Origin of the sequence: Oryzobacter telluris (assembly GCF_043099285.1) — a bacterium.
Classification (GTDB): domain Bacteria; phylum Actinomycetota; class Actinomycetes; order Actinomycetales; family Dermatophilaceae; genus Oryzobacter; species Oryzobacter telluris.
In genome coordinates this window covers 2,021,480-2,045,002 of sequence record NZ_CP170723.1, presented here as the reverse complement: position 1 = coordinate 2,045,002, position 23,523 = coordinate 2,021,480, and the positions used below count along the sequence as shown (strand labels likewise).

Annotated in this window: 22 protein-coding genes; 3 read left to right on the top strand and 19 right to left on the bottom strand. The window is 74.4% G+C overall.

All coding sequences use genetic code 11. The features are described 5' to 3' along the window. Positions 1 to 8 precede the first annotated feature (8 nt). The 9 genes from ACFLFB_RS09290 to ACFLFB_RS09250 form a co-directional block, all read right to left on the bottom strand. Positions 9 to 692, bottom strand: a complete 684-nt coding sequence (locus tag ACFLFB_RS09290) for a prepilin peptidase (RefSeq protein WP_392541889.1) — start codon at positions 690 to 692, stop codon at positions 9 to 11. Then, entirely contained in the window at positions 689 to 1,513 is an 825-nt protein-coding gene (locus tag ACFLFB_RS09285) for a shikimate dehydrogenase (RefSeq protein ID WP_392541888.1), read from the bottom strand. Before ACFLFB_RS09285 ends, ACFLFB_RS09290 begins: the two co-directional genes overlap by 4 nt. Then, positions 1,507 to 2,688 carry an endolytic transglycosylase MltG gene (gene mltG, locus ACFLFB_RS09280; RefSeq protein WP_392541887.1) on the bottom strand — a complete coding sequence of 394 codons (1,182 nt, stop codon included), beginning with the start codon at positions 2,686 to 2,688 and terminating at the stop codon, positions 1,507 to 1,509. The genes ACFLFB_RS09285 and mltG overlap by 7 nt, the downstream gene beginning before the upstream one ends. After that, positions 2,685 to 3,200 (bottom strand): Holliday junction resolvase RuvX, encoded by a 516-nt coding sequence (gene ruvX, locus ACFLFB_RS09275; RefSeq protein WP_392541886.1) that lies wholly within the window; start codon positions 3,198 to 3,200, stop codon positions 2,685 to 2,687. The genes mltG and ruvX overlap by 4 nt, the downstream gene beginning before the upstream one ends. Further along, a complete protein-coding gene (gene alaS / locus ACFLFB_RS09270; RefSeq protein ID WP_392541885.1) occupies positions 3,200 to 5,908 on the bottom strand; it encodes an alanine--tRNA ligase in 2,709 nt (902 codons plus the stop codon). The genes ruvX and alaS overlap by 1 nt, the downstream gene beginning before the upstream one ends. A gap of 116 nt (positions 5,909 to 6,024) precedes the next feature. Further along, positions 6,025 to 6,381 carry a hypothetical protein gene (locus tag ACFLFB_RS09265; protein WP_392541884.1) on the bottom strand — a complete coding sequence of 119 codons (357 nt, stop codon included), beginning with the start codon at positions 6,379 to 6,381 and terminating at the stop codon, positions 6,025 to 6,027. Continuing rightward, the gene (locus tag ACFLFB_RS09260; RefSeq protein WP_392545405.1) at positions 6,378 to 6,737 is read right to left on the bottom strand and encodes a DUF948 domain-containing protein; all 360 of its coding nucleotides are present in this window, start codon (positions 6,735 to 6,737) and stop codon (positions 6,378 to 6,380) included. Before ACFLFB_RS09260 ends, ACFLFB_RS09265 begins: the two co-directional genes overlap by 4 nt. Positions 6,738 to 6,799: 62 nt before the next feature. Further along, complete coding sequence (locus ACFLFB_RS09255) at positions 6,800 to 8,125, bottom strand: replication-associated recombination protein A (protein ID WP_392545404.1); 1,326 nt, start codon at positions 8,123 to 8,125, stop codon at positions 6,800 to 6,802. A gap of 122 nt (positions 8,126 to 8,247) precedes the next feature. Then, positions 8,248 to 8,763 (bottom strand): DinB family protein, encoded by a 516-nt coding sequence (locus ACFLFB_RS09250; RefSeq protein ID WP_392541883.1) that lies wholly within the window; start codon positions 8,761 to 8,763, stop codon positions 8,248 to 8,250. A 73-nt stretch (positions 8,764 to 8,836) separates the two neighbouring features. On the opposite strand from ACFLFB_RS09250, the gene ACFLFB_RS09245 reads away from it, so the two are divergent. Both ACFLFB_RS09245 and ACFLFB_RS09240 read left to right on the top strand, forming a co-directional pair. Next, entirely contained in the window at positions 8,837 to 9,628 is a 792-nt protein-coding gene (locus ACFLFB_RS09245; RefSeq protein WP_392541882.1) for a GNAT family N-acetyltransferase, read from the top strand. 115 nt (positions 9,629 to 9,743) lie between these two features. Continuing rightward, the gene (locus ACFLFB_RS09240) at positions 9,744 to 10,568 is read left to right on the top strand and encodes an alpha/beta fold hydrolase (RefSeq protein ID WP_392541881.1); all 825 of its coding nucleotides are present in this window, start codon (positions 9,744 to 9,746) and stop codon (positions 10,566 to 10,568) included. Between the two features lie 77 nt (positions 10,569 to 10,645). Here ACFLFB_RS09240 and aspS read toward each other — a convergent pair whose 3' ends face one another. Further along, on the bottom strand, positions 10,646 to 12,469 hold the full coding sequence (aspS, locus tag ACFLFB_RS09235) for an aspartate--tRNA ligase (protein ID WP_392541880.1): 1,824 nt from the start codon (positions 12,467 to 12,469) through the stop codon (positions 10,646 to 10,648). Between the two features lie 113 nt (positions 12,470 to 12,582). After that, positions 12,583 to 13,311, bottom strand: a complete 729-nt coding sequence (locus tag ACFLFB_RS09230) for a VOC family protein (protein ID WP_392541879.1) — start codon at positions 13,309 to 13,311, stop codon at positions 12,583 to 12,585. 75 nt (positions 13,312 to 13,386) lie between these two features. Here ACFLFB_RS09230 and ACFLFB_RS09225 point away from each other — a divergent pair, with 75 nt between their 5' ends. Next, positions 13,387 to 14,973 (top strand): hypothetical protein, encoded by a 1,587-nt coding sequence (locus ACFLFB_RS09225; RefSeq protein ID WP_392541878.1) that lies wholly within the window; start codon positions 13,387 to 13,389, stop codon positions 14,971 to 14,973. A gap of 6 nt (positions 14,974 to 14,979) precedes the next feature. Here the strand turns inward: ACFLFB_RS09225 and ACFLFB_RS09220 are convergent, their stop codons facing one another. The 8 genes from ACFLFB_RS09220 to steA form a co-directional block, all read right to left on the bottom strand. Continuing rightward, positions 14,980 to 15,402 (bottom strand): YchJ family protein, encoded by a 423-nt coding sequence (locus tag ACFLFB_RS09220; RefSeq protein ID WP_392541877.1) that lies wholly within the window; start codon positions 15,400 to 15,402, stop codon positions 14,980 to 14,982. After that, positions 15,399 to 16,046, bottom strand: a complete 648-nt coding sequence (locus ACFLFB_RS09215) for an NUDIX domain-containing protein (protein ID WP_392541876.1) — start codon at positions 16,044 to 16,046, stop codon at positions 15,399 to 15,401. The genes ACFLFB_RS09220 and ACFLFB_RS09215 overlap by 4 nt, the downstream gene beginning before the upstream one ends. After that, positions 16,039 to 17,751 (bottom strand): CTP synthase, encoded by a 1,713-nt coding sequence (locus ACFLFB_RS09210; protein WP_392545403.1) that lies wholly within the window; start codon positions 17,749 to 17,751, stop codon positions 16,039 to 16,041. Before ACFLFB_RS09210 ends, ACFLFB_RS09215 begins: the two co-directional genes overlap by 8 nt. Positions 17,752 to 17,849: 98 nt before the next feature. Further along, positions 17,850 to 18,953: a glycosyltransferase family 4 protein gene (locus ACFLFB_RS09205; protein ID WP_392541875.1), complete on the bottom strand. Its 1,104-nt coding sequence runs from the start codon at positions 18,951 to 18,953 to the stop codon at positions 17,850 to 17,852. After that, positions 18,950 to 20,581, bottom strand: a complete 1,632-nt coding sequence (murJ, locus tag ACFLFB_RS09200) for a murein biosynthesis integral membrane protein MurJ (RefSeq protein ID WP_392541874.1) — start codon at positions 20,579 to 20,581, stop codon at positions 18,950 to 18,952. The genes ACFLFB_RS09205 and murJ overlap by 4 nt, the downstream gene beginning before the upstream one ends. Beyond that, entirely contained in the window at positions 20,578 to 21,384 is an 807-nt protein-coding gene (locus tag ACFLFB_RS09195; protein WP_392541873.1) for a hypothetical protein, read from the bottom strand. Before ACFLFB_RS09195 ends, murJ begins: the two co-directional genes overlap by 4 nt. Then, positions 21,381 to 22,340, bottom strand: a complete 960-nt coding sequence (locus ACFLFB_RS09190; RefSeq protein WP_392541872.1) for a copper transporter — start codon at positions 22,338 to 22,340, stop codon at positions 21,381 to 21,383. Before ACFLFB_RS09190 ends, ACFLFB_RS09195 begins: the two co-directional genes overlap by 4 nt. After that, positions 22,337 to 23,515 (bottom strand): putative cytokinetic ring protein SteA, encoded by a 1,179-nt coding sequence (gene steA, locus ACFLFB_RS09185; RefSeq protein WP_392541871.1) that lies wholly within the window; start codon positions 23,513 to 23,515, stop codon positions 22,337 to 22,339. The genes ACFLFB_RS09190 and steA overlap by 4 nt, the downstream gene beginning before the upstream one ends. Between the last annotated feature and the right edge of the window lie 8 nt (positions 23,516 to 23,523).

Sequence of the window (23,523 nt, the reverse complement as noted above, 5' to 3'; positions counted from 1 at the left end):
CGCGCGTCTCAGCCACCGAGCAGCCAGGTCAGGATCCGGGACGTCCCGACGACCGCGACCCACACCCCGAGGCACATCGCCGGCCCGTAGGCGATCGACGACTTCATCCCCACGCGGCCGCCGACGAGGAGGATGACCGCGCCGACCCCCCCGATGACGAACCCGGCCGCGATGCCCACGGTCAGGTGCCCGATCCCGAGCCAGCCGAGCAGCCCGCCGAGGACCGGGGCGAGGCGCACGTCGCCACCGCCCACTCCCCCGCCGGGCAGCAGCGCGAGCACGACGTAGACCAGCCCCATCGCCACGGCGCCGATGAGCGCCGACACCCAGCGGCGCCCGCCCTCGGACAGCGAGGCCACGACGAGCAGACCGGCGATGGCGGCCCCACCCGGCACGACGAGCCCCACCGGCAGCCGGTGCACGTCGAGGTCGATCCAGATCAGCGCCACCGTGAGCCAGGCGAGGAGGAGGAAGGCGGGCAGCGCGGCCCAGCGGGCGTCGCCGCCGACGAACACCGCCGCTGTCCCGGCGAACAGGGCCGTCGCCGGTCCGGTCCACCAGGGGTTGCGCGGCGCGTGCGTCGCCTCGTCCTCGGGGATGCGGTACCCGCCGGTGGCGAGCTCACGACCGGTGAGGTGGCCGACCACACCGAGGACCAGGGCGCACGCGGCGACGACCCACCAGGGCGTCATCGCGACCCCAGCGCGGCCCGACCGGCGGCGGCCATCGCGTCGACCGGCGCGTCGTGGCCGGTGAAGAGCCGGAACTGCTCGGCGGCCTGGTGGACGAGCATGTCGAGACCGGACACCACGATCATCCCCGCGGCCTCGGCGGCGCGCGCGACCGGCGTCGGCCAGCCGTCGTACACGACGTCGAGCAGGACCCCGGCGTGGGCGGCGGGCACGGTGGCGGCCACCGACTCCCCCGCGGACGCCGGCACCGTGGAGACCACGACGTCGTCGCGGGTCGTCACCCACGGCGCGATGTCGGCGACCGAGCCGTTGACGACGCCGACCCCGAGGTCGAGCGCCCAGGCGAGCAGGTCGGCGGCCTTCGCGGTGTCACGGGCGCGCACGGTCAGGGTTGTGACCCCGAGCTCGGCCAGCGCCAGCACGGCCGAGCGGGCGGTGGCCCCGGCGCCGATGACGAGCGCCCGGCGCGCACCGTCGGCGAGGAAGGGGCGCAGCGCCCGGACCAGGCCCGCGACATCGGTGTTGGTCGCGTCCCAGCCACCGTCGGCGCGGCGGACGAGGGTGTTGGCGGCTCCGGCGCGGGTGGCGACGTCCGAGACGGCCACCGCCACCGCCAGCGCCGCCTCCTTGAGGGGCATGGTCAGCGACAGGCCGCGCCACGAGTCGTCGAGGTCGGCGACGAACGGGGCCAGCCCGGCCGCGTCGACCTCGTGCGCCTCGTACTCCCACCCGTCGAGACCCGCCGCGGCGTACCCCGCCCGGTGCAGGACCGGCGAGAGGGAGTGCGCGATCGGCGACCCGAGGACCGAGGCCCTCAGCACTTGTCCTTGTTCGCCCGGCACCAGGCCTGGAACTCCTGGACGTTGCGGTCGTGCTCGGCCACGGTCTCGGCGAACTTCGTCTCGCCCGTGCTGGGGTCGACGGTGACGAAGAAGTACCAGCCGCCCTTGGCGGGGTTGGCCGCGGCCTCGATGGACTTGGTCCCGGGGCTGTCGATCGGCCCGGGCGGCAGGCCCTGCACCTTGTAGGTGTTGTACGGGCTGTCGGAGTCGCGCTGGGCGTTGGTGGTGCCGGCCCGGCCACGCTCCTGCGCGACGAAGTGCACGGTGGAGTCCATCTGGAGCAGGCCGTAGCTGGGCGGGCCGCCCTCGAGCCGGTTGAGGATGACGCGGGCGACCTTGGCGCGGTCGGCGTCGCCGTTGACCTCGCCCTCGACGATGGAGGCGATGGTGAGGGTGCGCATCCACTCGTCCTCGGGGACCTTGGCGTCCTCCAGGGCCTTGACGGTGGCCGCGACCATGGTCTTGAGCTGGTCCTTGGCCGTGGAGCCGTCGGGGAACTCGTAGGTGAGGGGGTGCAGCCAGCCCTCGACCTTGCCCTTGGCGGCCTTGGGCAGGCCGATCGCCGCGGTGTCCTTCGCGGCGGCCTGGTACTCCTTGACCGGGATCCCGGTGCCCTTGGACAAGGTGGCGTAGACCTCGTTGGCCCACAGGCCCTCGCGGATCGTCGTGCGCGCGACGACCCGGTTCGCGGGGTCGGAGAGCGTCTCGAAGGCGTCGGCGCCGCGCATCCCCTTGAGCAGGGCGTAGCTGCCCGGCTGGATCGCGGCGGCCGCACTGGGGTCGCCGGCCGCGGCCTCGAGGTAGGCGGAGCGGGTCTTGACCACGCCGAGGTCGCGCAGCGTCGTCGCGATGTCCTCGCCCGTCTGCCCGGGCTCGACGGTGACGGTGACCGCACCCTCGCCGGGGCCGGGGAAGTCCTCGGCCTGCGAGGAGCCACCGAGCAGCCCCGACACCATCGGCGCGAGGGCGCCGACGGCCGCCCAGGCGCCACCGCCGACGAGGACGATGGCGAGCAGCAGGATGATCCAGCGGCGCGGACCCTTGCGCGGGGCGCGCCCGCGGTGCAGCTCGGCACGGGTGCGAGCCCGGCGCGTCTCGGGCTCCGGCTCGGATCCCCCGAAGATGGTGTCGGTGAAGTCGTGCTGGTGCGTCACGGCCTCGCGTCCTTCGTCCGGGGCTTGCGCCGTCCTGGTCTGACCGGCTCCCCGGGAGGGGCGCCGGTGGTGCGTCCGGTGTCGAGGGCCGTCTGGAGGATGAGCACCGCCGCGGCCTGGTCGACCACGGCCCGCTGCCGCCTCCCGGCGACGCCGCTGTCACGGAGTGCACGGTGCGCATCGACGCTCGTGAGTCGCTCGTCGACGAGACGGACCCAGACGGGCGCGATGCGCGCCGCAACCACCGCAGCATACTGGCGGGCCCCCGCTGCAGCGGGACCTTCGTCTCCGCGAAGCGTCCGGGGCAGCCCGACGACGACCCCGACCGCCCCGTGCTCGGCCACGAGCCGGGCGACCTCCTCGACGTCGTCGTCCCCCGCGGCGGCAGGGGTCCCCGGCGTGCGGGCGAGCGTGGCCACGGGGGTCGCGAGGACGCCGCGCGGGTCGCTGACCGCGACGCCGACGCGGACCGTCCCGACGTCGACCCCGAGCCAGGCGCCGGGGTCCGGCATCAGCCGGCGAGCTCCCCGACGCGCCACTCGACGGCCGAGAGGGCCTCCCCGACCTTCGAGGGGTCCTGGCCGCCACCCTGAGCGATGTCGTCCTTGCCGCCGCCACCGCCACCGAGGGCGGACGCCGCCACGCGGACCAGCTCACCGGCCCTGATGCCGACGCCGCGCGCGGCCTCGTTGGTCGCGACGACCACCACGGGTCGGCCCTTGGCCGCACCGGTGATGGCGACGACCGCAGGGCGCTCGTTGCCGAGGCGTCCGCGCAGGTCGAGGACCATGGTGCGGACGTCGCCGGCGTCGGCGTCCCCCGCGTCGTGGCCGAGGAAGGTGATGCCGTTGACGTCCTTGGCGCGCTCGGTGAGGTTGCCCGCCGCTGCGGTGACCTGCTCCTTGCGGGCGCGGTCGAGCTCGCGCTCGGCGTCCTTGAGGCGCGCCACCATCAGGCCGACGCGCTCGGCGAGCTCGTCGGGGCGGGCGCCGACGAGGGTGCTCAGCTCGGCGACGATCGCTCGCTCCCGTGCGAGGAAGCGCAGGGCGTCGATGCCGACGAACGCCTCGACACGGCGAACGCCCGACCCGACCGACGACTCCCCCGTCAGGGTGAGCGCGCCGACCTGGCTGGAGTGCTGCACGTGGGTGCCACCGCAGAGCTCGCGGCTCCAGGGCCCGCCGATCTCGACGACGCGGACGTCGTCGCCGTAGGTCTCGCCGAACAGCGCGAGGGCACCGAGGTCGCGGGCCTGCGGCAGGGGCATGTAGGTGGCCGACACCGGGAGGTCCTTCCGGACCGCGAGGTTGGCGACCTCCTCGATCTCGCTGCGGGTCGCGGGCGAGAGCGCCTGCCCCCACGCGAAGTCGAGGCGGAGGTAGCCGGGCTTGTTGTACGAGCCGGACTGCAGGGCCGTGGGGCCGAGCACCTCGCGCAGCGCCGCGTGGACGACGTGGGTACCCGAGTGCGCCTGGCACGCGGACAGCCGCCACTCGGGGTCGACCTGGGCGAGGACGCCGGCGCCCTCGCGCAGCGAGCCCGAGACGACCTCGACCGTGTGGGCGATGAGGCCCTTCACCGGGCGCTGGACGTCGAGGACCTTGAGGACCACGCCGTCGGCGGTGATGACGCCCTCGTCGGCGATCTGGCCGCCGGACTCGGCGTAGAAGGGGGTGCGGTCGAGGACGACCTGGCCGCGCTGGCCCTGCTCGACCTCGGCCACCCGGGTGCCGTCGACGACGAGCCCGAGGACGGACGCCTCGCTCGTCAGCTCCTCGTAGGCGCGGAAGTCCGTGGACCCGATGGCCCGCAGGTCGCGCCACACCTCGGTGTTGGCGTGGCCGGACTTCTTCGACCTCGCGTCGGCCTTGGCCCGGTCGCGCTGCTCCTGCATGAGGCGGTCGAACGCCGTGCGGTCGACGACCAGGCCCTGCTCCTCCGCCATCTCCATCGTGAGGTCGACGGGGAAGCCGTACGTGTCGTGCAGCTGGAAGACGTCGGCCGCAGGCAGCTCGGGCCTGCTCGACCCGTCGGGGCCCTGGCCGTCGCGGACGGCCTTCGCCTTGACGTCGAGGATGGTGGTACCGGCCGCGAGGGTGCGGCGGAACGCCTCCTCCTCCGCGTAGGCGATCTGGCTGATCCGGTCGAAGCCCGTGCCGAGCTCGGGGTAGGACTGCGTCATCCGCTCCACGGAGACGGGGAGCAGCTCGGGCAGGCAGGGGTCCTCGTAGCCGAGGAGGCGCATCGAGCGCACGGCCCGGCGCAGCATCCTGCGCAGGACGTAGCCGCGGCCCTCGTTGCCGGGGGTCACGCCGTCGCCGATGAGCATCAGGCTGGAGCGCACGTGGTCGGCGACCACCCGCAGGCGGACGTCGTCGGGGTGCGACTCGCTGACCATGTGGCCCGAGCTGACGCCGTAGCGGGTGCCGGTGAGCTCGGCCGCGCGCTCGAGGACGGGGTAGACCTCGTCGATCTCGTAGAGGTTGTCGACGCCCTGGAGCAGGGTCGCCATGCGCTCCAGGCCCATGCCGGTGTCGATGTTGCGCTTGGGCAGCGGGCCGGCGATGTCGAAGTCGTCCTTGGCGCGGACGGCCGAGAGCTCCTCCTGCATGAACACGAGGTTCCAGAACTCGAGGTAGCGGTCCTCGTCGACGGCCGGGCCGCCCTCGCGCCCGTACTCGGGGCCGCGGTCGAGGTAGATCTCGCTGCACGGGCCACCGGGGCCGGGGACGCCCATGTGCCAGTAGTTGTCGAGCTTGCCGCGACGGGTGATCCGCTCGGCGGGGACGCCGATGGTGTCGCGCCAGATGCCGAAGGCCTCGTCGTCGTCCTCGTAGACCGTGGGCCAGATGAGGTCGGCGTCCAGACCGTAGCCGCCGTCGGCCTGCGACGAGGTGACGAGCTCCCAGGCGAGGGTGATGGCCCCCTCCTTGAAGTAGTCGCCGAAGGAGAAGTTGCCGTTCATCTGGAAGAACGTGCCGTGCCGCGAGGTCTTGCCGACCTCCTCGATGTCCTGCGTGCGCACGCACTTCTGGACGCTCGTCGCGCGGTCCCACTGCGGGCTCTGCTGCCCGAGGAAGTACGGCTTGAAGGGCACCATGCCGGCGTTGACGAACAACAGGTTCGGGTCGTCGTGGATCAGCGGCGCGGAGGGGACGACGGTGTGGCCGTTCTTCTCGAAGAACGCCAGCCAGCGTCGCCGGATCTCAGCGGTTTCCATGGGAAATCAGTCCTTGGTGTTCACGGGTGCCACCGGGCACGGGCACGCGACATCGTATGCCCGTCCGCCGCGGTGGCCGATCGGGTGGGTCGGGGGAGGGCGGGGGCGCGAGGGCCCTACGGAGCTCGCTCGCCGCTGGGGTCGAGCAGCAGGGCCCGCGCCTCCTCGGGGGTGAGGGAGCGGCCGGGGTCGTCCTCGCCGAGGGCGGTCGAGGGGCGGGTGCGGGCCGTGCGGCCGCGGTCCCAGCCGGCCTCGACGTCGAGGTCGGGGACGCCCGCGCCGGCGGCGTGCCGCGGCGCGCGGGTGGTGGCGTCGGTGCGGACGGCGACCTCGACGGCCTCGCGCAGCTCGGCCTCCCGCTCGGCCGAGGCGTCGCGGACGGTGGCGACGAAGCGCTTCGTCGCGGGCAGGCGCCACACGGCGTAGCCGACGCCGACGGCCGCCGCGGCCAGCAGCACGGTGCGCAGCCTCACTTCTGGACCTTCTTCAGGCCCTTGATCGCCGTGCGCACGCCGTAGCTGTACGCCGCGACCTTGATCAGGGGCGAGCCGACCGTCGCCGCGGCGACGGAGGTCAGCGCGGAGGCGTTGGTCGTCATCGTCGAGACCGAGCTCGTGATGGCGTCGACCCGGGTCAGCTGGTCGTTGGTGAGGCCGATGGTGTCGGTGAGGGACTTCAGCGTCGGCTGGATGTTGTCGCTCGTCTCGCGGACGCTGGCGGCGGTCTCGTCGAGGATGCGGCCGGCCTTGCCGACGAGCGACGCGAGCCGCACGACGAGGAAGGCGAACGCGAGCGCCGCCACGAGTCCCGCGATTCCTCCGAGCGTCACCGTCATGCGTCCGACCCTACCCGTGGGCCACGGTGTCGTCGCACGCGATTCCGGCGTGCCGCTCAGCCGCGGCCGAGGCGTTCGCGCAGCCAGCGCCAGCGCTCCTGGAGCCGGGCCTCGAACCCCCGGTCGGTGGGGCGGTAGTAGTCGGTGCTGCCCGCGAGGTCGTCGGGGAGGTACTGCTGGCGGGCCACGCCGTCTGGCTCGTCGTGGGCGTAGACGTACTGCGGGGTCTTCCCCTTGCCGGCGGCTTTGGCAGCGGCGTCGGCGATGCGGCCCGCTCCCCCGTACCCTCTGCCGCGCAGGTGGATCGGCACCGGCCCGCCCTTGCCGGCGCGGACGTCGGCGATGGCCTCGTTGATGCCCGTGTAGGCGGCGTTCGACTTCGGGGCCAGGGCGTTGTGGACCACGGCCTGGGCGAGGATGATCCGCGCCTCCGGCATGCCGATCTGCGCCACCGCGTGCATCGCGGCGACGGCGGTCTGCAGGGCGGTCGGGTCTCCGAGGCCGACGTCCTCGGACGCGGCGATGACGATGCGCCGGGCGATGAAGCGGGGGTCCTCGCCCGCCTCCAGCATCCGCGCGAGGTAGTGCAGGGCGGCGTCGACGTCGGAGCCGCGCATCGACTTGATGAGCGCGGACGCCACGTCGTAGTGCTGGTCGCCGGTGCGGTCGTAGCGGACGGCCGCGGTGGCGACCGCCTGCTCGGCCTGGGCGAGCGTGAGGGTGAGGACGTCGGGCCGCTCGGCACCGGGGGCGAGGGCGTCCTCGGCGACGCCGGCCGCGGCCTCGAGGAAGGTGAGCGCTCGTCGGGCGTCCCCGCCGGCGAGTCGGACGAGGTGGTCGCGGGCGTCGTCGGCCAGGGCGTAGGCGCCGTCGAGGCCGCGCTCGTCGGTGGTGGCGGCGGTGAGGACGTCGGCGACCTCGTCGTCGGTCAGCGGCACGAGGGTGACGAGGACCGAGCGCGACAGCAGCGGGGCGATGACGCTGAACGACGGGTTCTCGGTCGTGGCGGCGACGAGGACGACCTGCCGGTTCTCCACGCCGGGCAGCAGGGCGTCCTGCTGGGCCTTGGTGAAGCGGTGGATCTCGTCGAGGAACAGCACGGTCTGGCGGCCGTAGAGGTCGCGGGCGCGCAGGGCCCCCTCCATGACGGCGCGGACGTCCTTGACGCCCGCCGTCACCGCGGACAGCTCGACGAACTCGCGGTCGGCGGCGCTGGCGACGAGGTGGGCGAGGGTGGTCTTCCCGGTGCCCGGCGGCCCCCAGAGGATCGCCGAGAGCGGGCCGGCCGCTCCCCCGCTGCCCTCGATGAGCCGGCGCAACGGGTTCCCGGGACGCAGGACGTCGGCCTGGCCGCGGACCTCGTCGATCGTGCGCGGACGCATCCGCACGGCGAGCGGTGGGAGGGCGGCCTGCGACAGGGGCACCCCGGCGCCGGCTGCCGCCGCCCCGAAGAGGTCCGTCCCGTCCTGGCTCACCCGACGCAGGCTAGTCGCCGCGACGCCCGTCAGTAGTAGCCGGTCTCGCCGTCGAGCATCTCGCGCAGCAGGTCGAGGTGGCCCGCGTGCCGGGCGGTCTCCTCGAGCATGTGCGTCACCATCCAGCGCAGCGTCGCCTCGCCGACCGAGTGGATGGCCGTGCTGCCGGTGTCGTCGAGGTCGTGGGCCGCGATGACCGCGTCCGACCGGGCGCAGGCGGCCTCGTACTCCTCGAGCAGCCGGGCCAGGGGCACCCCGGACACCCGGAACTCGGCGTCGTCCTCGAGGTCCGGGCCGAAGCCCCTCCCCTGCGCCCGCTCACCGAGGAAGCACTCGCGGAACCAGAGGTCCTCGGTCCAGGACAGGTGCGACAGGATCCCGGCCACCGTCATCAGGGGCGACGACGGGAGCAGCACCCGCTGCGCGTCCTCGTCGGTGAGCCCGGAGCACTTGAGCCGGACGATCCCCCGCTGGAGGTCGTACCAGCCGAGGAGGTTCGCGCGCTCGTCGGCGTCGCGGGCGGGTCGGGTCCGGGAGGCGGGCATGCGCACCACCGTGCCACCGGCACCCGCCCACGGCAACGGCATTCGCCGGGTGCCCCCGTGGCAGGCTGCTCCCATGACGCCGCAGGACCCCGGGACCGGAGCGGTCCGCGTCCTCACCGACGCGGCCGAGGCCACTGCCGCCACCGGCGACCACCCCGTCGCCGTCCTCGACGTCGGCGCCGGGTTCGTGGCACCGGGCTGGGCCGTCGGGAACCTGCCGGACGGCGCCGTCGCCCTCCACCGCCGGTCCGACCACGGCGTCCCGGGCAGCGCCGTCCTCGGGAGCCGTGAAGCGCTCGCCACCCTCCTCGACGACCCCGCCGTCCGCGCCTGGGTCACCGGCGGTGCCAACCGCCACGTCAGCGTGCCCCGCGGCTGCATCGACGTCGCCACGTCACGGCTCGACCTCGGGGAGCGCGGCGGCGAGTGGGACTGGCTCTGGACCACCCGGTCACCCCCACAGGTCCGCGGCGAGGACCGGGTCGTCGAGCTCGACCCGACCGCCCGCGACGAGGCCGAGGCGTTCCTCGCCCACCACAGCCCCACCACCCACGGCCAGCCGTTCGCCCGCCCCGGCCAGCGGTGGGTCGCCGTCCGCGACCCCGGGGACGGCGCGCTCGTGGCGGTCGGCGGCTGCGAGCCGTCGCAGGCGGGCACCCCCACGCTCGCCGGCATCGCCGTCGCCGGGCACCGCCGCGGGGAGGGCTGGGGGGCCGCCGTCACCGCGCGCCTCACCCGCGACGCCGTGGCGACGACGGGCGCCTGCGCCCTCGGCATGTTCGCCGACAACGACGTCGCGCGGCGCCTCTACCTCCGGCTGGGGTTCACCACCGGGATGGAGTGGACGAGCCGCTGGTTCGCCTGACGGCGACCGGCACCCGAACTGTGGGTGACCTGCGGAAATTCCTGCGCCCCGACGGGTGCGGGCGCGGGGGCGACGTGCCTACGGTGGCCGTGACAGCCCCCACGAAAGGTGAACGATGAGCACCATCAGCAACGGCTCGGTCGACCTCCACGTCGAGGACACCGGCGGTGACGGCCGCCCCGTCGTCCTCATCCACGGCTGGCCCCTCAGCGGCGCCTCGTGGTCGGCGACCGTGGCCGCCCTCAGCGAGGCCGGCCACCGCGTCGTCACCTACGACCGCCGCGGCTTCGGGCAGTCGGGCAAGCCGGGCGAGGAGTCCTCCTACGACTACGACACCCTGACGAGCGACCTCGACGCCGTGCTCACCGGGCTCGACCTGCACGACGTCAGCCTCGTCGGGTTCTCGATGGGTGGCGGCGAGGTCGCCCGCTACATCGGCACCCACGGCGAGGAACGCGTCCACAGCGCCGTGTTCGCCGCGGCCATCCCGCCGAACCTCGCGAAGGACGACGCGCACCCCGACGGCGCCCTCGACGACGAGACGGTCCAGGGGATGCAACGCGACCTCGCCGCCGACCCGAGCGGCTTCCTCGACGGGTTCCTCACGAACTTCTACTCGGCGAACGGCGACCTCAAGGTGACCGAGGCGCAGCGGCAGGCCGCCCTCGGCCTCGCCGCCCAGGCCGACGTCCACGCCGCGGTGCAGTGCATCCGCTCGTGGGTCGAGGACTTCAGCGGCGACCTGGCCGAGGTCACGGTGCCCGTCCTCGTCGTGCACGGCGACGCCGACGCCATCGTGCCGCTGGAGAAGTCGGGTCAGCGCACGGCGGCACAGGTCCCCGGCGCGCAGCTGCACGTCATCGCCGACGGCCCGCACGGCATCAACGACTCGCACACCGAGGAGTTCAACCTCGTCCTCGTGGAGTTCCTCGCCCGCTGAGGACGACCGGCCGCGACGCACGACTCCGCCCCTCCCACGTCGGGAGGGGCGGCGTCGTCGCGTCGGACGTGTCGGGGTCAGGCCGGGGCGGGGCCGTCCGTCGGCTCGCCGTCGTCGGCCTTCGGGGCCGGGGGCGTGCTGTCGATGCCGGCCTCCTTGCGCTGCTCGGGCGTGATGGGGGCGGGAGCCTCGGTGAGCGGGTCGTAGCCGCCGCCCGACTTCGGGAACGCGATGACGTCGCGGATGCTCTCGAAGCCGCCGAGGAGCATGACGATGCGGTCCCAGCCGAAGGCGATGCCGCCGTGCGGCGGGGCGCCGAACGCGAAGGCGTCGAGGAGGAAGCCGAACTTCTCCTGCGCCTCCTCCTGGGTCAGGCCCATGACCGCGAACACGCGCTCCTGCACGTCGCGGCGGTGGATACGGATGGAGCCGCCGCCGATCTCGTTGCCGTTGCAGACCATGTCGTAGGCGTACGCCAGCGCCGGGCCGGGGTCGGTGTCGAAGGTGTCGAGGAACTCCTCCTTGGGCGAGGTGAACGCGTGGTGCACCGCGGTCCAGGCGCCCGTGCCGACGGCGACGTCGCCCGCCGCGACGGCCTCGGAGGCCGGCTCGAACAGGGGCGCGTCGACGACCCAGAGGAAGCTCCACGCCGACTCGTCGACGAGCCCGCAGCGCTTGCCGATCTCCAGGCGCGCGGCCCCGAGCAGGGCGCGCGAGGCCTTGGTGCCGCCCGCGGCGAAGAACACGCAGTCGCCGGGCTCGGCGCCGACGTGCCCGGCGAGGCCCGCGGCCTCCTCCTCGGACAGGTTCTTGGCGACCGGGCCGCCGAGGGTGCCGTCCTCCTGGACGAGCACGTACGCCAGGCCGCGGGCGCCGCGCTGCTTGGCCCACTCCTGCCACGCGTCGAGCTGCTTGCGGGGCTGGCTCGCCCCGCCGGGCATGACGACGGCGCCGACGTACTCGGACTGGAACACGCGGAACGGGGTGTCCTTGAAGTACTCGGTGCACTCCACGAGCTCGACGCCGAAGCGCAGGTCGGGCTTGTCGGACCCGAAGCGGCGCATCGCCTCGGCGTAGGTCATCTGCTGGAACGGGGTGTGCAGCTCGACCCCGATGAGCTTCCAGATCTCGCGGACCACGGCCTCACCGAGCTCGAGGACGTCGGACTGCTCGACGAAGCTCATCTCGATGTCGAGCTGGGTGAACTCGGGCTGGCGGTCGGCGCGGAAGTCCTCGTCGCGGTAGCAGCGGGCGATCTGGTAGTACCGCTCCATCCCCGAGACCATGAGCAGCTGCTTGAACAGCTGCGGGCTCTGCGGCAGCGCGTACCAGGACCCCGGCGCGAGGCGCGCGGGCACGAGGAAGTCGCGGGCGCCCTCCGGCGTGGACCGGGTGAGCGTGGGGGTCTCGATCTCCACGAAGTCGCGGGCGCCGAGCACGCCGCGCGCGGCGGCGTTGACCTTCGAGCGCAGCCGGATGGCGTGGCCCGCCGACTGGGTGCCGGGCCGGCGCAGGTCGAGGTAGCGGTGCTTGAGGCGCGCCTCCTCGCCGACGGTGACGCGCTCGTCGAGCTGGAAGGGCAGCGGCGCCGACGCGTTGAGCACCTCGAGGCCGGTGGCGACGACCTCGACCTCGCCGGTGGGCAGGTCGGGGTTGACGTTGCGCTCGTCGCGAGCGGTGACCTGGCCGACGACCTTGACGACGAACTCGCTGCGCAGGTCGTGGGCCGCACCGGTGAGGACCTCGTCGCGCGCGACGACCTGGACGACGCCGCTGCCGTCACGCAGGTCGATGAAGGCCACGCCGCCGTGATCGCGCCGCTTGGCCACCCAGCCGGTGAGCGTGACGGTCTGGCCGGTGTGGGCGGCACGCAGGGTGCCGGCCTCGTGGGTGCGGAGCACGTGAGGTCCTTCGGTTCGGGTGCGGGGTGCAACGGCCCGGACCGCCGCGCGTGGGGCGCCCGGGCACCCGGACAGTCTACGGAGGTCGCGGGGCCGTCCTCGACCGCGTGACCTCACCCCCTCGGCGTCGGGAGCAGGCAGAGCTCGTTGCCCGAGGGGTCGCGGAACACCCGCCACGGGAGGTCGCCCCACCCGTGGTGGAACTCGGAGCCGCCGAGGTCGAGGAGCCGGGTGACCACCTCGTCCGGGTCGTCGGAGGCCTCGAGGCGCAGGTCGAGGTGCACCCGGTTCTTGTCGTCGGGACCCTTGGGGGCGAGCTCGGGGCAGAGCTCGAGCAGCGGGCCGCGGCCGCTGGGGTGGCGCAGCGCGCTCGCCATCGAGCTCGGCGCGAGGAGCCAGCCGGACAGCTCCGACCAGAACCGGGTGTCGCGCTCGACGTCGGCGCAGTCGAGGGGCAGCGAGGACAACGGGCCGGATGCGGCGTACTCGGGACGGGCCTCCATGACGCACAGCGGGTTGCCCTCGGGGTCGGCCATGACGACCCACGGAACGTCACGCTGCCCGATGTCGAGGTGCCGGCCGCCCAGCTCGAGGACGCGGGCCACGACCTCGTCCTGCCGGTCGCCCCCGCTGACCTCGAGGTGCAGGCGCGGGCTCGGCGCGGGTGGCTCATCGACCTTCTCGAAGCACAGGTCGAGCACCGGCCCGTCGGGGACGGTGAGCCGGGTCTCGAAGCTGCCGGTCGGGTCGTCGCTGAGGGTGGTGCAGCCCAGCAGGGCCTCCCAGAAGCGACCGAGCCGCTGCGGGTCCCGGGCGTCGACGACGACGTTCTCGAGGTACATGGCCCCTTGCCTACCAGCCGCGACCGACAGGAACGGGTTTGACGACCGGGCGCCCGGCCGTGACAGGCTGGTCCGATGCCCGGCACGCCCCCACCCGCAGCGGCGCCGGCGCGCACCCCGGTGCCGCGCCGCGTCCTCCTGCGCTCCGGCGCGGCGGTCGCGGTCGGGGTCGCGGGTGCCGCCGGATGCACCACGGGAACCCGCCAGGGGTCGGGCGCCCGGACCACCCCGTCCGCGCCTGCCCACGAGGTGGTCCCCCGCACCGACGGCAGCGCGGGCTCCGTCGACCCGACCCGGACGACCGACCCCGAGGGCCTCGCCGCGGCGACGCTCACCGCGTCACGCACCCTGCTCGAGCGGGCGACCGCCGTGGTCGTCACCTCCGCGGCCGAGGCCGACATCACGCGGGGCACCGAGGTGGCGCGCCGACTCGGTCTGCCCCTCCTCGTCGACGGCGACGGCCTCGACGCCGAGCTCGATCGCCTGGGCACCCGCACGGTCGTCCGCGTCGCCCGCGCTGCGTCGGGCACGCCCGCCGTCCCGGAGCGGTTCGGCGACCGCGAGGTCCGCGACGGCTCGTCCGACCGGGGCCTCACCCGACTGCGCGGCCTGCCGCTCCGCCCGGGCGCCCACGGTGCGACCGTCCTCGTCCGCAAGGGGTCCGACATGCCCCCCGTCATCGAGGCGACCCTCGCCGCGGTGGGCGGCGCGAGCCCCGTCACCGTCACCGACACCGACCCCCGCATCGCCGGGGCCACCCGGGTGGCCCTGCGCGAGCATCCGGGCGCCGCCGTCCTCGGCGTCGGTCCCGGCTTCGCCGACGGGGAACGGCTCGCCCGCCGCGTCCGCACCGCCCGCCACGCCAAGGAGCTCCCCGGCGGCGGCCTGCTCCCCTTCCCCGGCCGGATGATGGTGGCGCTCTACGGGCACCCGGGCACGGCCGCGCTCGGCATGCTCGGCGAGCAGCGCCCCGACGAGGCGGCCGAGCGCACGACGGCACTGGCCGCGCAGTACGCCGCCCTCACCGACACCACGGTCGTCCCGGCCTTCGAGCTCATCGCCACGGTCGCGTCCGGCTCCAAGGGCAAGGACGGCGACTACTCCACGCCCACGTCGGTCCGCAGCCTGATGCCGTGGGTGCAGGCGGCCGAGCGGTCCGGCGCGTACGTCGTCCTCGACCTCCAGCCCGGGCGCACGTCGTTCCTCACCCAGGCCAAGGCCTACGAGGAGCTGCTGCGCCGCCCCTGGGTCGGCCTCGCGCTCGACCCCGAGTGGCGGCTCGCTCCCACCCAGAAGCACCTCGACCAGATCGGCTCGGTCTCGGTCGAGGAGGTCAACGCCGTGGGCGCCTGGCTGGCCGGGCTGGTCCGCGAGCACGACCTCCCGCCGAAGGTGCTGACCCTGCACCAGTTCCGCTCCTCGATGATCCGCGGACGCGAGCGCCTCGACACCTCCCTCGACGAGGTGCAGTGGCTCGTCCACGCCGACGGCCAGGGCGGGCAGGGCGCCAAGCAGGAGACCTGGAGCGCCCTCCGGCGCGGGCTGCCCGAGGGCGTCTGGCTCGGCTGGAAGAACTTCGAGGACGAGGACACGCCGATGCTCACGCCGCGGCAGACCCTCGACCAGGTCCACCCCACCCCGCAGTTCGTCTCCTACCAGTAGCCGGGGCTACTCGGCGGCGACGTAGACCCAGCGGCCGCCGCGTCGGGTGAAGGTGCTGCGCTCGTGGACCTCGCCCCGACGGGTGGGGCCGTCGTCGTCGCTGACCCAGTGGGCGCGGAACTCCACGACCCCCTCGGTGTCGTCGGCCGAGCCGGCGACCACGTCGACGACGTCGAGCCCGACCCAGCGCACCCGGTCGTCGGTGTCGACGTCGTCAGGGCGGGTGCGCGCGTGCCAGGTCCGGAAGAGGTGGTCGGCCGAGCCCACGGCGTACGCCGAGTACCGCGACCGCATCAGCCGCTCCGCGGTCGGGGCCGGCGCCTCGCCCGAGACGAACGGTCCGCAGCACGCGGACCACGAGGACCCCTGCGGCACACCACCGCACGGGCAGTCGGCGTCGGCCGGCAGCCCGCCCCGCAGGAGGCTCACGACCGGCCGCGGGGCCGCGACATCGTGGGCCACGGCTCGTCGACGGACCGCAGCCCGGCCCAGCCGCGCTCGCGCAGCCGCGCGGCCGCCAGCGTCGCGATCATCAGGGTGCCGTTGTGCACGTCGCCGGCCAGCACGGCCTCGACGAGCTCGTCGAGCGGGACCCGGCGCACCGGCATCCCCAGCTCCTCACCGTCGCGGTCGTGCAGCTCGTCCTCCGGCACGTCGGTGAGGTCGCGGGCGAGGAAGACGCGCAGCGCCTCGCTCGACCCACCCGGCGACGCGTAGTGGTCGAGGAGGAGGTGCCACTCCCCCGCGACGAGGTCGGCCTCCTCGGCCAGCTCGCGCGCGGCGGTGAGGTGCGGCGGCTCCCCGGCGACGTCCTGCAGACCCGCGGGCAGCTCCCACTCGAACGCGCCCACCGGGTGCCGGTACTGCTGGACCAGCACGACCCGGTCATCCTCGTCGAGCGCGAGCACGGCGACGGCCCCGCTGTGGTCGACGAAGTCGCGGACGACGACACCGGCCTCACCGAGGTCCACCGACTCGCTGCGCACGTCCCAGACCCGCCCCGCGAAGGAGACGACCGACTCCACGACCGGCCGCGGCGCGATGTCGTCGCGCACCGGCGACACGTCAGGCATTCGCCTCGGCGTGCTCGTGGTGGCGCTGGCGCTCGACCTCGACCAGCCGCGACGAGCGCTGCTCCTCGATGGCCGCGCCGATGAGCCCGGCGAACAGCGGGTGCGCCCGCGTGGGCCGCGACTTGAACTCCGGGTGCGCCTGCGTGGAGACGTAGTACGGGTGCACGTCCTTGGGCAGCTCGACGAACTCGACGAGGCCGAGCTCGGGGTGCGTGCCGCTGATGACGAGGCCCGCGTCCTCGAGCTGGCCGCGGTAGGACTCGTTGACCTCGTAGCGGTGGCGGTGCCGCTCGTCGGCGAAGGTCGCGCCGTAGGCGCCGGCGACGACCGAGCCCTCGCGCAGCGCCGCTCGCTGGCTGCCCAGGCGCATCGTGCCGCCGAGGTCTCCCGCGCCCTCGACGAACGCCTTCTGCTCCTCCATCGTCGCGATGACGGGGGCCGGGCTGTCGGGGTCGAACTCGGTCGAGCTGGCGCCCTCGATGCCGGCGACGGTGCGCGCGTACTCGATGACCATGCACTGCAGCCCCAGGCAGATGCCGAGGGTGGGGACGCCGCGCTCACGGGCCCAGCGCAGCGCGCCGACCTTGCCCTCGATGCCGCGCACGCCGAAGCCACCCGGGATGAGGACGGCGTCGGCTCCGCCGAGGGCCTTCGTGGCACCGGACTCGGTCTCGCACGAGTCGGAGGCGACCCAGCGGATCCGCACCTTCGCGTCGTGGTGGAAGCCGCCGGCGCGCAGGGCCTCGGTGACCGAGAGGTAGGCGTCGGGGAGGTCGATGTACTTGCCGACCAGCGCGACCTCGACCTCGTGCTCGGGCTCGTGCACGCGGTCGAGGAGGAGGTCCCAGTCGGTCCAGTCGACGTCACGGAAGGTCAGGCCGAGGCGTCGGATCACGTACGCGTCCAGGCCTTCCCGGTGCAGGACCTTGGGGATGTCGTAGATGCTCGGGGCGTCGACGGCGGCCGCGACGGCCTCGGTGTCGACGTCGCACATCAGCGAGATCTTGCGCTTGATCGACTCGGGGATCTCGCGGTCGGCGCGCAGCACGAGGGCGTCGGGCTGGATGCCGACCTGGCGCAGCGCGGCCACGGAGTGCTGGGTCGGCTTGGTCTTCAGCTCGCCGCTCGGCGCGAGGTAGGGCACGAGCGAGACGTGGAGGAAGAAGACGCTGTCACGGCCGAGGTCGTGGCGGACCTGGCGCGCGGCCTCGAGGAACGGCAGCGACTCGATGTCGCCGACCGTGCCGCCGATCTCGGTGATGATGATGTCCGGCGCGTCGGCGTCCGAGACCCCGGGCGAGCCGGCGGCCTGCGCCCGCATCCGCTCCTTGAGCTCGTTCGTGATGTGCGGGATGACCTGGACGGTGTCACCGAGGTACTCGCCACGCCGCTCGCGCTGGATGACCCGGTTGTAGACCTGCCCGGTCGTGACGTTGGCGCTGCCCTTGAGGTTGACGTCGAGGAAGCGCTCGTAGTGCCCGATGTCGAGGTCGGTCTCGGCGCCGTCGTCGGTGACGAAGACCTCCCCGTGCTGGAACGGGTTCATCGTCCCGGGGTCGACGTTGAGGTACGGGTCGAGCTTCTGCATCGTCACCCGCAGCCCACGCGCCCGCAGGAGGTGACCGAGGGAGGAGGCCGTGAGCCCCTTGCCGAGGGAGGAGGCGACGCCTCCGGTCACGAAGATCTGTTTCGTCGTCTGGAGCACCACGGGGTTCAACTCTAGGCGATGAGTGGGCCCCTCACCGACCGACACCCCCGGTGACCCCGCGAAATCCACTCCGCGGACACCCCCCGGGGTCACCCTCAGGCCCCGATGAGGCCCCTCGGGAGCACCGAGCGGTACGCGGCGAGGGCCGCGGTGAGGGCGTCGGCCTCGGTGGGCAGCTGCCCTGCGCGCTCGACCGCCTTGGACCGCAGGTCGTCGCGGACCCCGCCGTAGAGGACGACGTCGCGCACCGCGCGGGCGAGCGAGACGGCGTCGCCACCCGGGACCAGCAGGGCGGCGTCGCCCACGACCGCGTGGGTGCCCCCGACGTCGGTGGCGACGATCGCGGCACCGGCGTGCAGGGCCTCCTGCAGGCCGACGGGCTGACCCTCCCACACCGCGCTCGACACCACGACGTCGGCGGCGGCGAGGAGGTCGGGCACGTCGTCGCGCCGCCCGAGCAGGCGGACGGGGAGCCGCTCGGCGGCGATCCGCTCGGCGAGCTCGTCGTGGAGCGGCCCGTCGCCGGCGACGACGGTGAGCAGGTCGACGGCCGCGTCGTCACGCAGCACGCGGTGGGCGTCGAGGAGGACGTCGAGCCCCTTCTGCGCGGCGAGCCGGGCGATCACCACCCCGAGGGCGGTGTGCTCGCCGAGGCCGAGGTCGGCGCGCACGGCGTAGCGGTCGCGGTCGGCCTCGCGCCGCGGTGGGGCCGGCACGACGGCCAGGGCGGTGCGCCGGGCGCCCAGCGCCGCCATCCGCTCGACGAGGTCGGCGGAGACCCCGAGGACGAGGGTGCTCCCCCGGGCGACGATGCGCTCGAGGACCGCGTAGACGGCGCCGGTGAGCGCGCTCGTGGGAGCGGCGTTGTGCAGGGTGGACACGACGGGCGGGCCGCTGCGCGCGGTGGCCAGGACGGCGAGGGCCGCGACGCGCAGCCCGTGCGCGTGGACGACGTCGGCGCCGGTGACGAGGCGCGACAGGTCGCGGACCGCTCGTGCGTCGCGGGCCGGGTGCGGCCGGTCGGACACCTCGAGCGGCACGACGCAGGTGGCGACCTCGGCCAGCCCGAAGTGCTCCGCGACGGCGGCCGGGCCGGTGACGACGACGTGGTGCCCGGCCTCGGTGAGCGAGCGGACGAGACCCCGAACATGTTGTCCCACACCGCCCGCGCTCGTTCCGAGCACGACGAGCACCTTCACGTCGACCTGCCTCCCCGTCGCCTGGTCCTGCCCCGTCGGAGGACCTCCCCCATCATGGACCGGTCGCCGACGACGAGCGTCACCACCCCCGCACCCAGCGCCAGCAGACCCGCCCCGAGGCCGGTGAGGACGGCGCTGGGCAGGGTGTCCATCGTCGCCGTGCGGGTCACGAGGTCGCCCACGAGCAGCGACACGGCCGCGGCGAGGACGAGGACCCCGGTGGTCCGGCCGGCCCCGGCGGTGGCCTCGGGCCCCCACGTGCGCCGGACGAGGAACACGAGCGCGACGCCGGACAGCGACATCCCCAGGGTCGAGGCGATGCCCAGCCACCGCAGGGTCGTGTCGGGCCCCTGGCCTGAGCCGACGGCGAGCAGCGGGAAGAGGGCGGCCACGGCCCAGCCGAGGCCGGCGGCGACGGCGGCGTCCATCGGGCGGCCGCGCACGTAGAGGGCCCGGGTCAGCAGGGCGGTGAGGCCGAACCCGACCAGCCCCGGCGCATAGGCGGTGAGCGCCGCCGGGAGTGCCGCGAGCGCGGCCGGGCTGGCGCCCTCGCTCCCGCGCCGTGCGTCGAGGACGGAGAAGAAGGCCCCGATGGCGGGGGCGGTCGCCATCAGCACGCCGACCGCGAGGCCGGTGAGGACGAGGACGGCGCGCAGCGACCGAGCGAGCGTGTCGGTGGCGTCCTCGCCGGCGCCGCTGCGGGCCGCGAGGGCCGGGAACGCGCTCGTGGCCACGGGGACCGCCAGCACGGCGTACGGCAGCAGGTAGACGGCCTGGACGTACTGGTAGACCGGGAATACCCCGCGGTCGCCGGCGTGGTTCGCCAGCCACATCGTCACGAGGACGGCGCCCTGCTGCGCGACGAGGGCGAGGACGCCCGCACCCGCGAGGGAAGCCATCCGGGTGGCGTCCTCGCGCTCCAGGCGCAGGGCCGGGCGCCAGCGCCACCCGGTACCCAGCGCGGGCACGACGAGCGGCAGGGACAGCACCACGACGCCAAGGGTCGTGCCCCACCCGAGGACGGCGATCGCGTCGTCGCCGACGAGGGACGGTGACGTCTCGCCGCCGGTCAACGAGCCGTACCAGAGGTAGCTGCCCAGGACGACGACGGAGGAGGCGAGCGGCGCCAGGGCGGCCGCGAGGAACCGCCGGTGCGCCTGGAGGAGGCCGGTGAGGATGATGCCGACGCCGTACAGCGGGACCTGCACCGCGAAGATCCGCAGCAGCGTGGTGGCGACGTCGTGGGCGCGGGGGTCGAAGTCGTCGACGAGCCAGCCGGCCAGGGCGGGCGCGGCCAGCGCGAGGACGGCGCCGAGTGGCACGAGGACGACGAGCGCCCAGCTGAGGAGCACGGAGGCGAGGTGGTCGGCGCGCTCGCGCTCGCCGCCACCGAGCCGGGCCGCGATGAGGGGGACGGCGACCGCCGCCAGCACCCCGCCCGCCGCGACCTCGAACAGGACGTTGGGCAGCGCGTTGACGCTCTGGTAGACCTCCCCGACTCCCCCGGCCCGCACGGCGTCGGCGAAGACGAGGATGCGGGCGAACCCGGCGGCACGGGCGAGCAGGGTCGTCACGGCGATGAGCCCGGCGGCCCCCGCGATGCCGGTGGCGATGCGTCGACGGTTCATCGGGCCGGGCGACCCCATGCGTCGAGCTCGCGCAGCCCCGGCGTCGACTCGATGACGCGGGTGAAGCTCACCTTCTCCGACGCGAGGGTCAGGGCGGTGAGGCCGACGAGGGCGAGGAGCCGGCCGCGGCGGCCGGTGGTGTCGAGCAGGGCGGTACCGAGCAGCGCACCGGCGGCGTTGGCGCCGGTGTCGCCGAGCATCGCGCGGCCGGCGAGGTCGGGGGTGATGACGCCGAGCGCCGCACCGGCCGCTACGGCGGACCGGACACCACCGGACCCGGTGCTGAGGGCCAAGGGGACGGCCGCGAGCACCGTGGCCTTGAGGGCGCGCCCGGGGCGCAGGTCGAGCAGGTTGGCGAGGTTGGCCGAGGCGGCGACGACCGCACCGCCGACGAGCGTGTCGAGCGCCGCGACGTCCGGGCGCGACCGGTCGGCCAGGGCTGCGGCGACGAGGCCGGTGGCCCCGATGCCGACGATCTTGACGAACCCCGTCGTGATGTCGCCGCGGGCCGCCGCGCCGAGGTGGCCCTTGAGGCCCTTGCTCGCGCCGTCGCCGGCGAGGTCGTCGAGGGCGCCGAAGCCCCCCGACCCCACGACGGCGACGACGCCTGCCGGCCCGGCCAGGAGTGCGCCCACCGCGGACCCGGCGACGTACGCCGGTCCCTCGAGGAGGGTGACGGGGTCACCCGCGTGGTTGGTCCGTTCCCAGCGCGCCGAGCGGACCCGGTCGGTGAGGACGCGGAAGGCAGCGTGCGCGGCGGCCGCCGCGAGCGCACCCGCCGCGACGGCACGCAGCCGGCTCACGGCGCCGGGACGGGAGCGTAGGGGGCGTCGGCACCACCGGCGAAGCCGTACTGGCCGACGTCGCCGGCCGCCTGCTGCACGAGCCCGTGCACGACGCTCGCCTGGCCCAGGGCCGTCCCGGCGTTGTCGACGGTCGACACGCCCCGGGTCGCGGTGGCGTCGTTGCGCACGGCCACGAGCACCGAGGTGCCCGCCGCCGCGGTGGAGGTCTCGGCGACCACGACGGTCCCGGTGCTGCGGTCGTCGAACGCGATGGACAGGTCCACCCAGCGCTCGGCCGCGGTCGCGCGGGCCTCGGGCTCGCCCGACGTCACGACGCCGGCCACCACGACGACGAGGTCCGCCGTCTGGAAGCCCTCGGTGTCGACCTCCACGAGGTCGGCGTCCGACAGCAGCGTGAGGCCCTCGACGGCGGCGGCGGGCGCCACGGTCTCGGCTCCTGCGGCCTTCGGTGCCGTGAGCAGGGCGGCGAGCAGGACGTCGCGCGGGGCCACGGCTCCGGTCTCGCTGACGTCGACGCCCGTGCGGCTCGCGGCCTCGGCCACGGCCGTGTCCCGGGCCGCCGCGCTGGACGCGTCGACCGAGACCCACGAGTCGGTGACCGAGGTCGTCGAGACCACGGACGCACCGGCGGACCGCAGGCCCGCTGCGGTCGCCTCGGCGACGGCACCGTCGGAGCCGGGGAACACGACGAGCGCGACCTTGCGGTCGCTCAGGGCACCCGAGAGCACCTGCGCGTTGGTCTCGGCGATGTAGGCGTCGAGCCCGTCGCGGGCGGCGTTCGACTGCTGGAGCTGCGTGTTGAGCTGCGCCTTGTCCTGGCGCAGCCCGGCCACCTCGCGGTTCAGCGTGTCGCCGATCTCGCCCTGCAGCGGGCCGGCACCCAGGACGATGCCGACGGCCAGCGCCAGGAAGATCGAGACGATCGAGACGAGGTGGTACCGGAAGTCGATCACCCGAACACTCCTTGGATGGACGACCAGAGGTCGTCGATGCGGGCGCCGAGCACCTGGAGCAGGGCTCGGCCGCCGTCGGTGGACCACAGGGCGGCGAACAGCGCGAGCAGCCCCACGGTGAGCATGACGAGAAGGCTCGCGCCGGAGATCCGGGCGCGGTAGAGCCGGTTGACCCCCTTGGCGTCGACGAGCTTGCCGCCCACGCGCAGCCGCGTGAGGAAGGTGCTCGCCATCCCGGACCGGCCCTTGTCGAGGAACTCGACGAGGGTGACGTGCGTGCCGACGGCGACGATGAGCGTGGCGCCCTTGTCGTCGGCCAGCAGCATGGCGACGTCCTCGCTCGTGCCCGTGGCCGGGAAGACGACCGGCTCGACGCCGAGGGAGCGCACGCGCTCCAGCCCGGGGGCTCGGCCGTCGCGGTAGGCGTGCACGACGATCTCGGCGCCGCAGCGCAGCGCGTCGTCGGACACCGAGTCCATGTCGCCGACGATGAGGTGCGGCTTGTGCCGAGCCTGGATCAGCGCGTCGGCACCGCCGTCGACCCCGATGAGGATCGGCTTGTACTCGCGGATGTAGTGGCGGAGGGTCTCGAGGTCCTCCTTGTAGTGGTAGCCGCGCACGACGATGAGGACGTGGCGGCCGTCGAGGTCGGTGGTGATGTCCGGGACGCCGACGCCGTCGAAGAGCAGCTCGCGCTCGCGCCGCAGGTAGTCCATCGTGTTCGCGGCGAAGGCCTCGAGCTGGTCGGACAGGCCCTCACGGGCACGGCTCATCGCCTCCTGCACGAGGTCGTTGTCGAGCAGGACGCCGGTGGCGACTGTGCGGCCGTCGGCGACGACGGCGCCGTGCTCGAGGGTCAGGGCCACCCCGTCCTTGAGCGCCATGACCTCGGGGCCGGCGTGGTCGACGAGCGGGATGCCGGCAGCGACGAGGATCTCGGGACCGAGGTTGGGGTAGCGCCCGGAGATCGACGGCGAGGCGTTGACGACGGCGGCGGGGCGACAGGCCACGAGGGCCTCGGCGCTGACCCGGTCGATGTCCTCGTGGTCGATGACGGCGACGTCACCGGGGCGCAGCCGCTTGGTGAGGTTCTTGGTGCGGCGGTCCACGCGCGCGGGACCGCTCAGCCCGTCGACGGGGCCGCGGTCTCTGCGGGCGGGGAGGCGGATGGACATCTGCACCA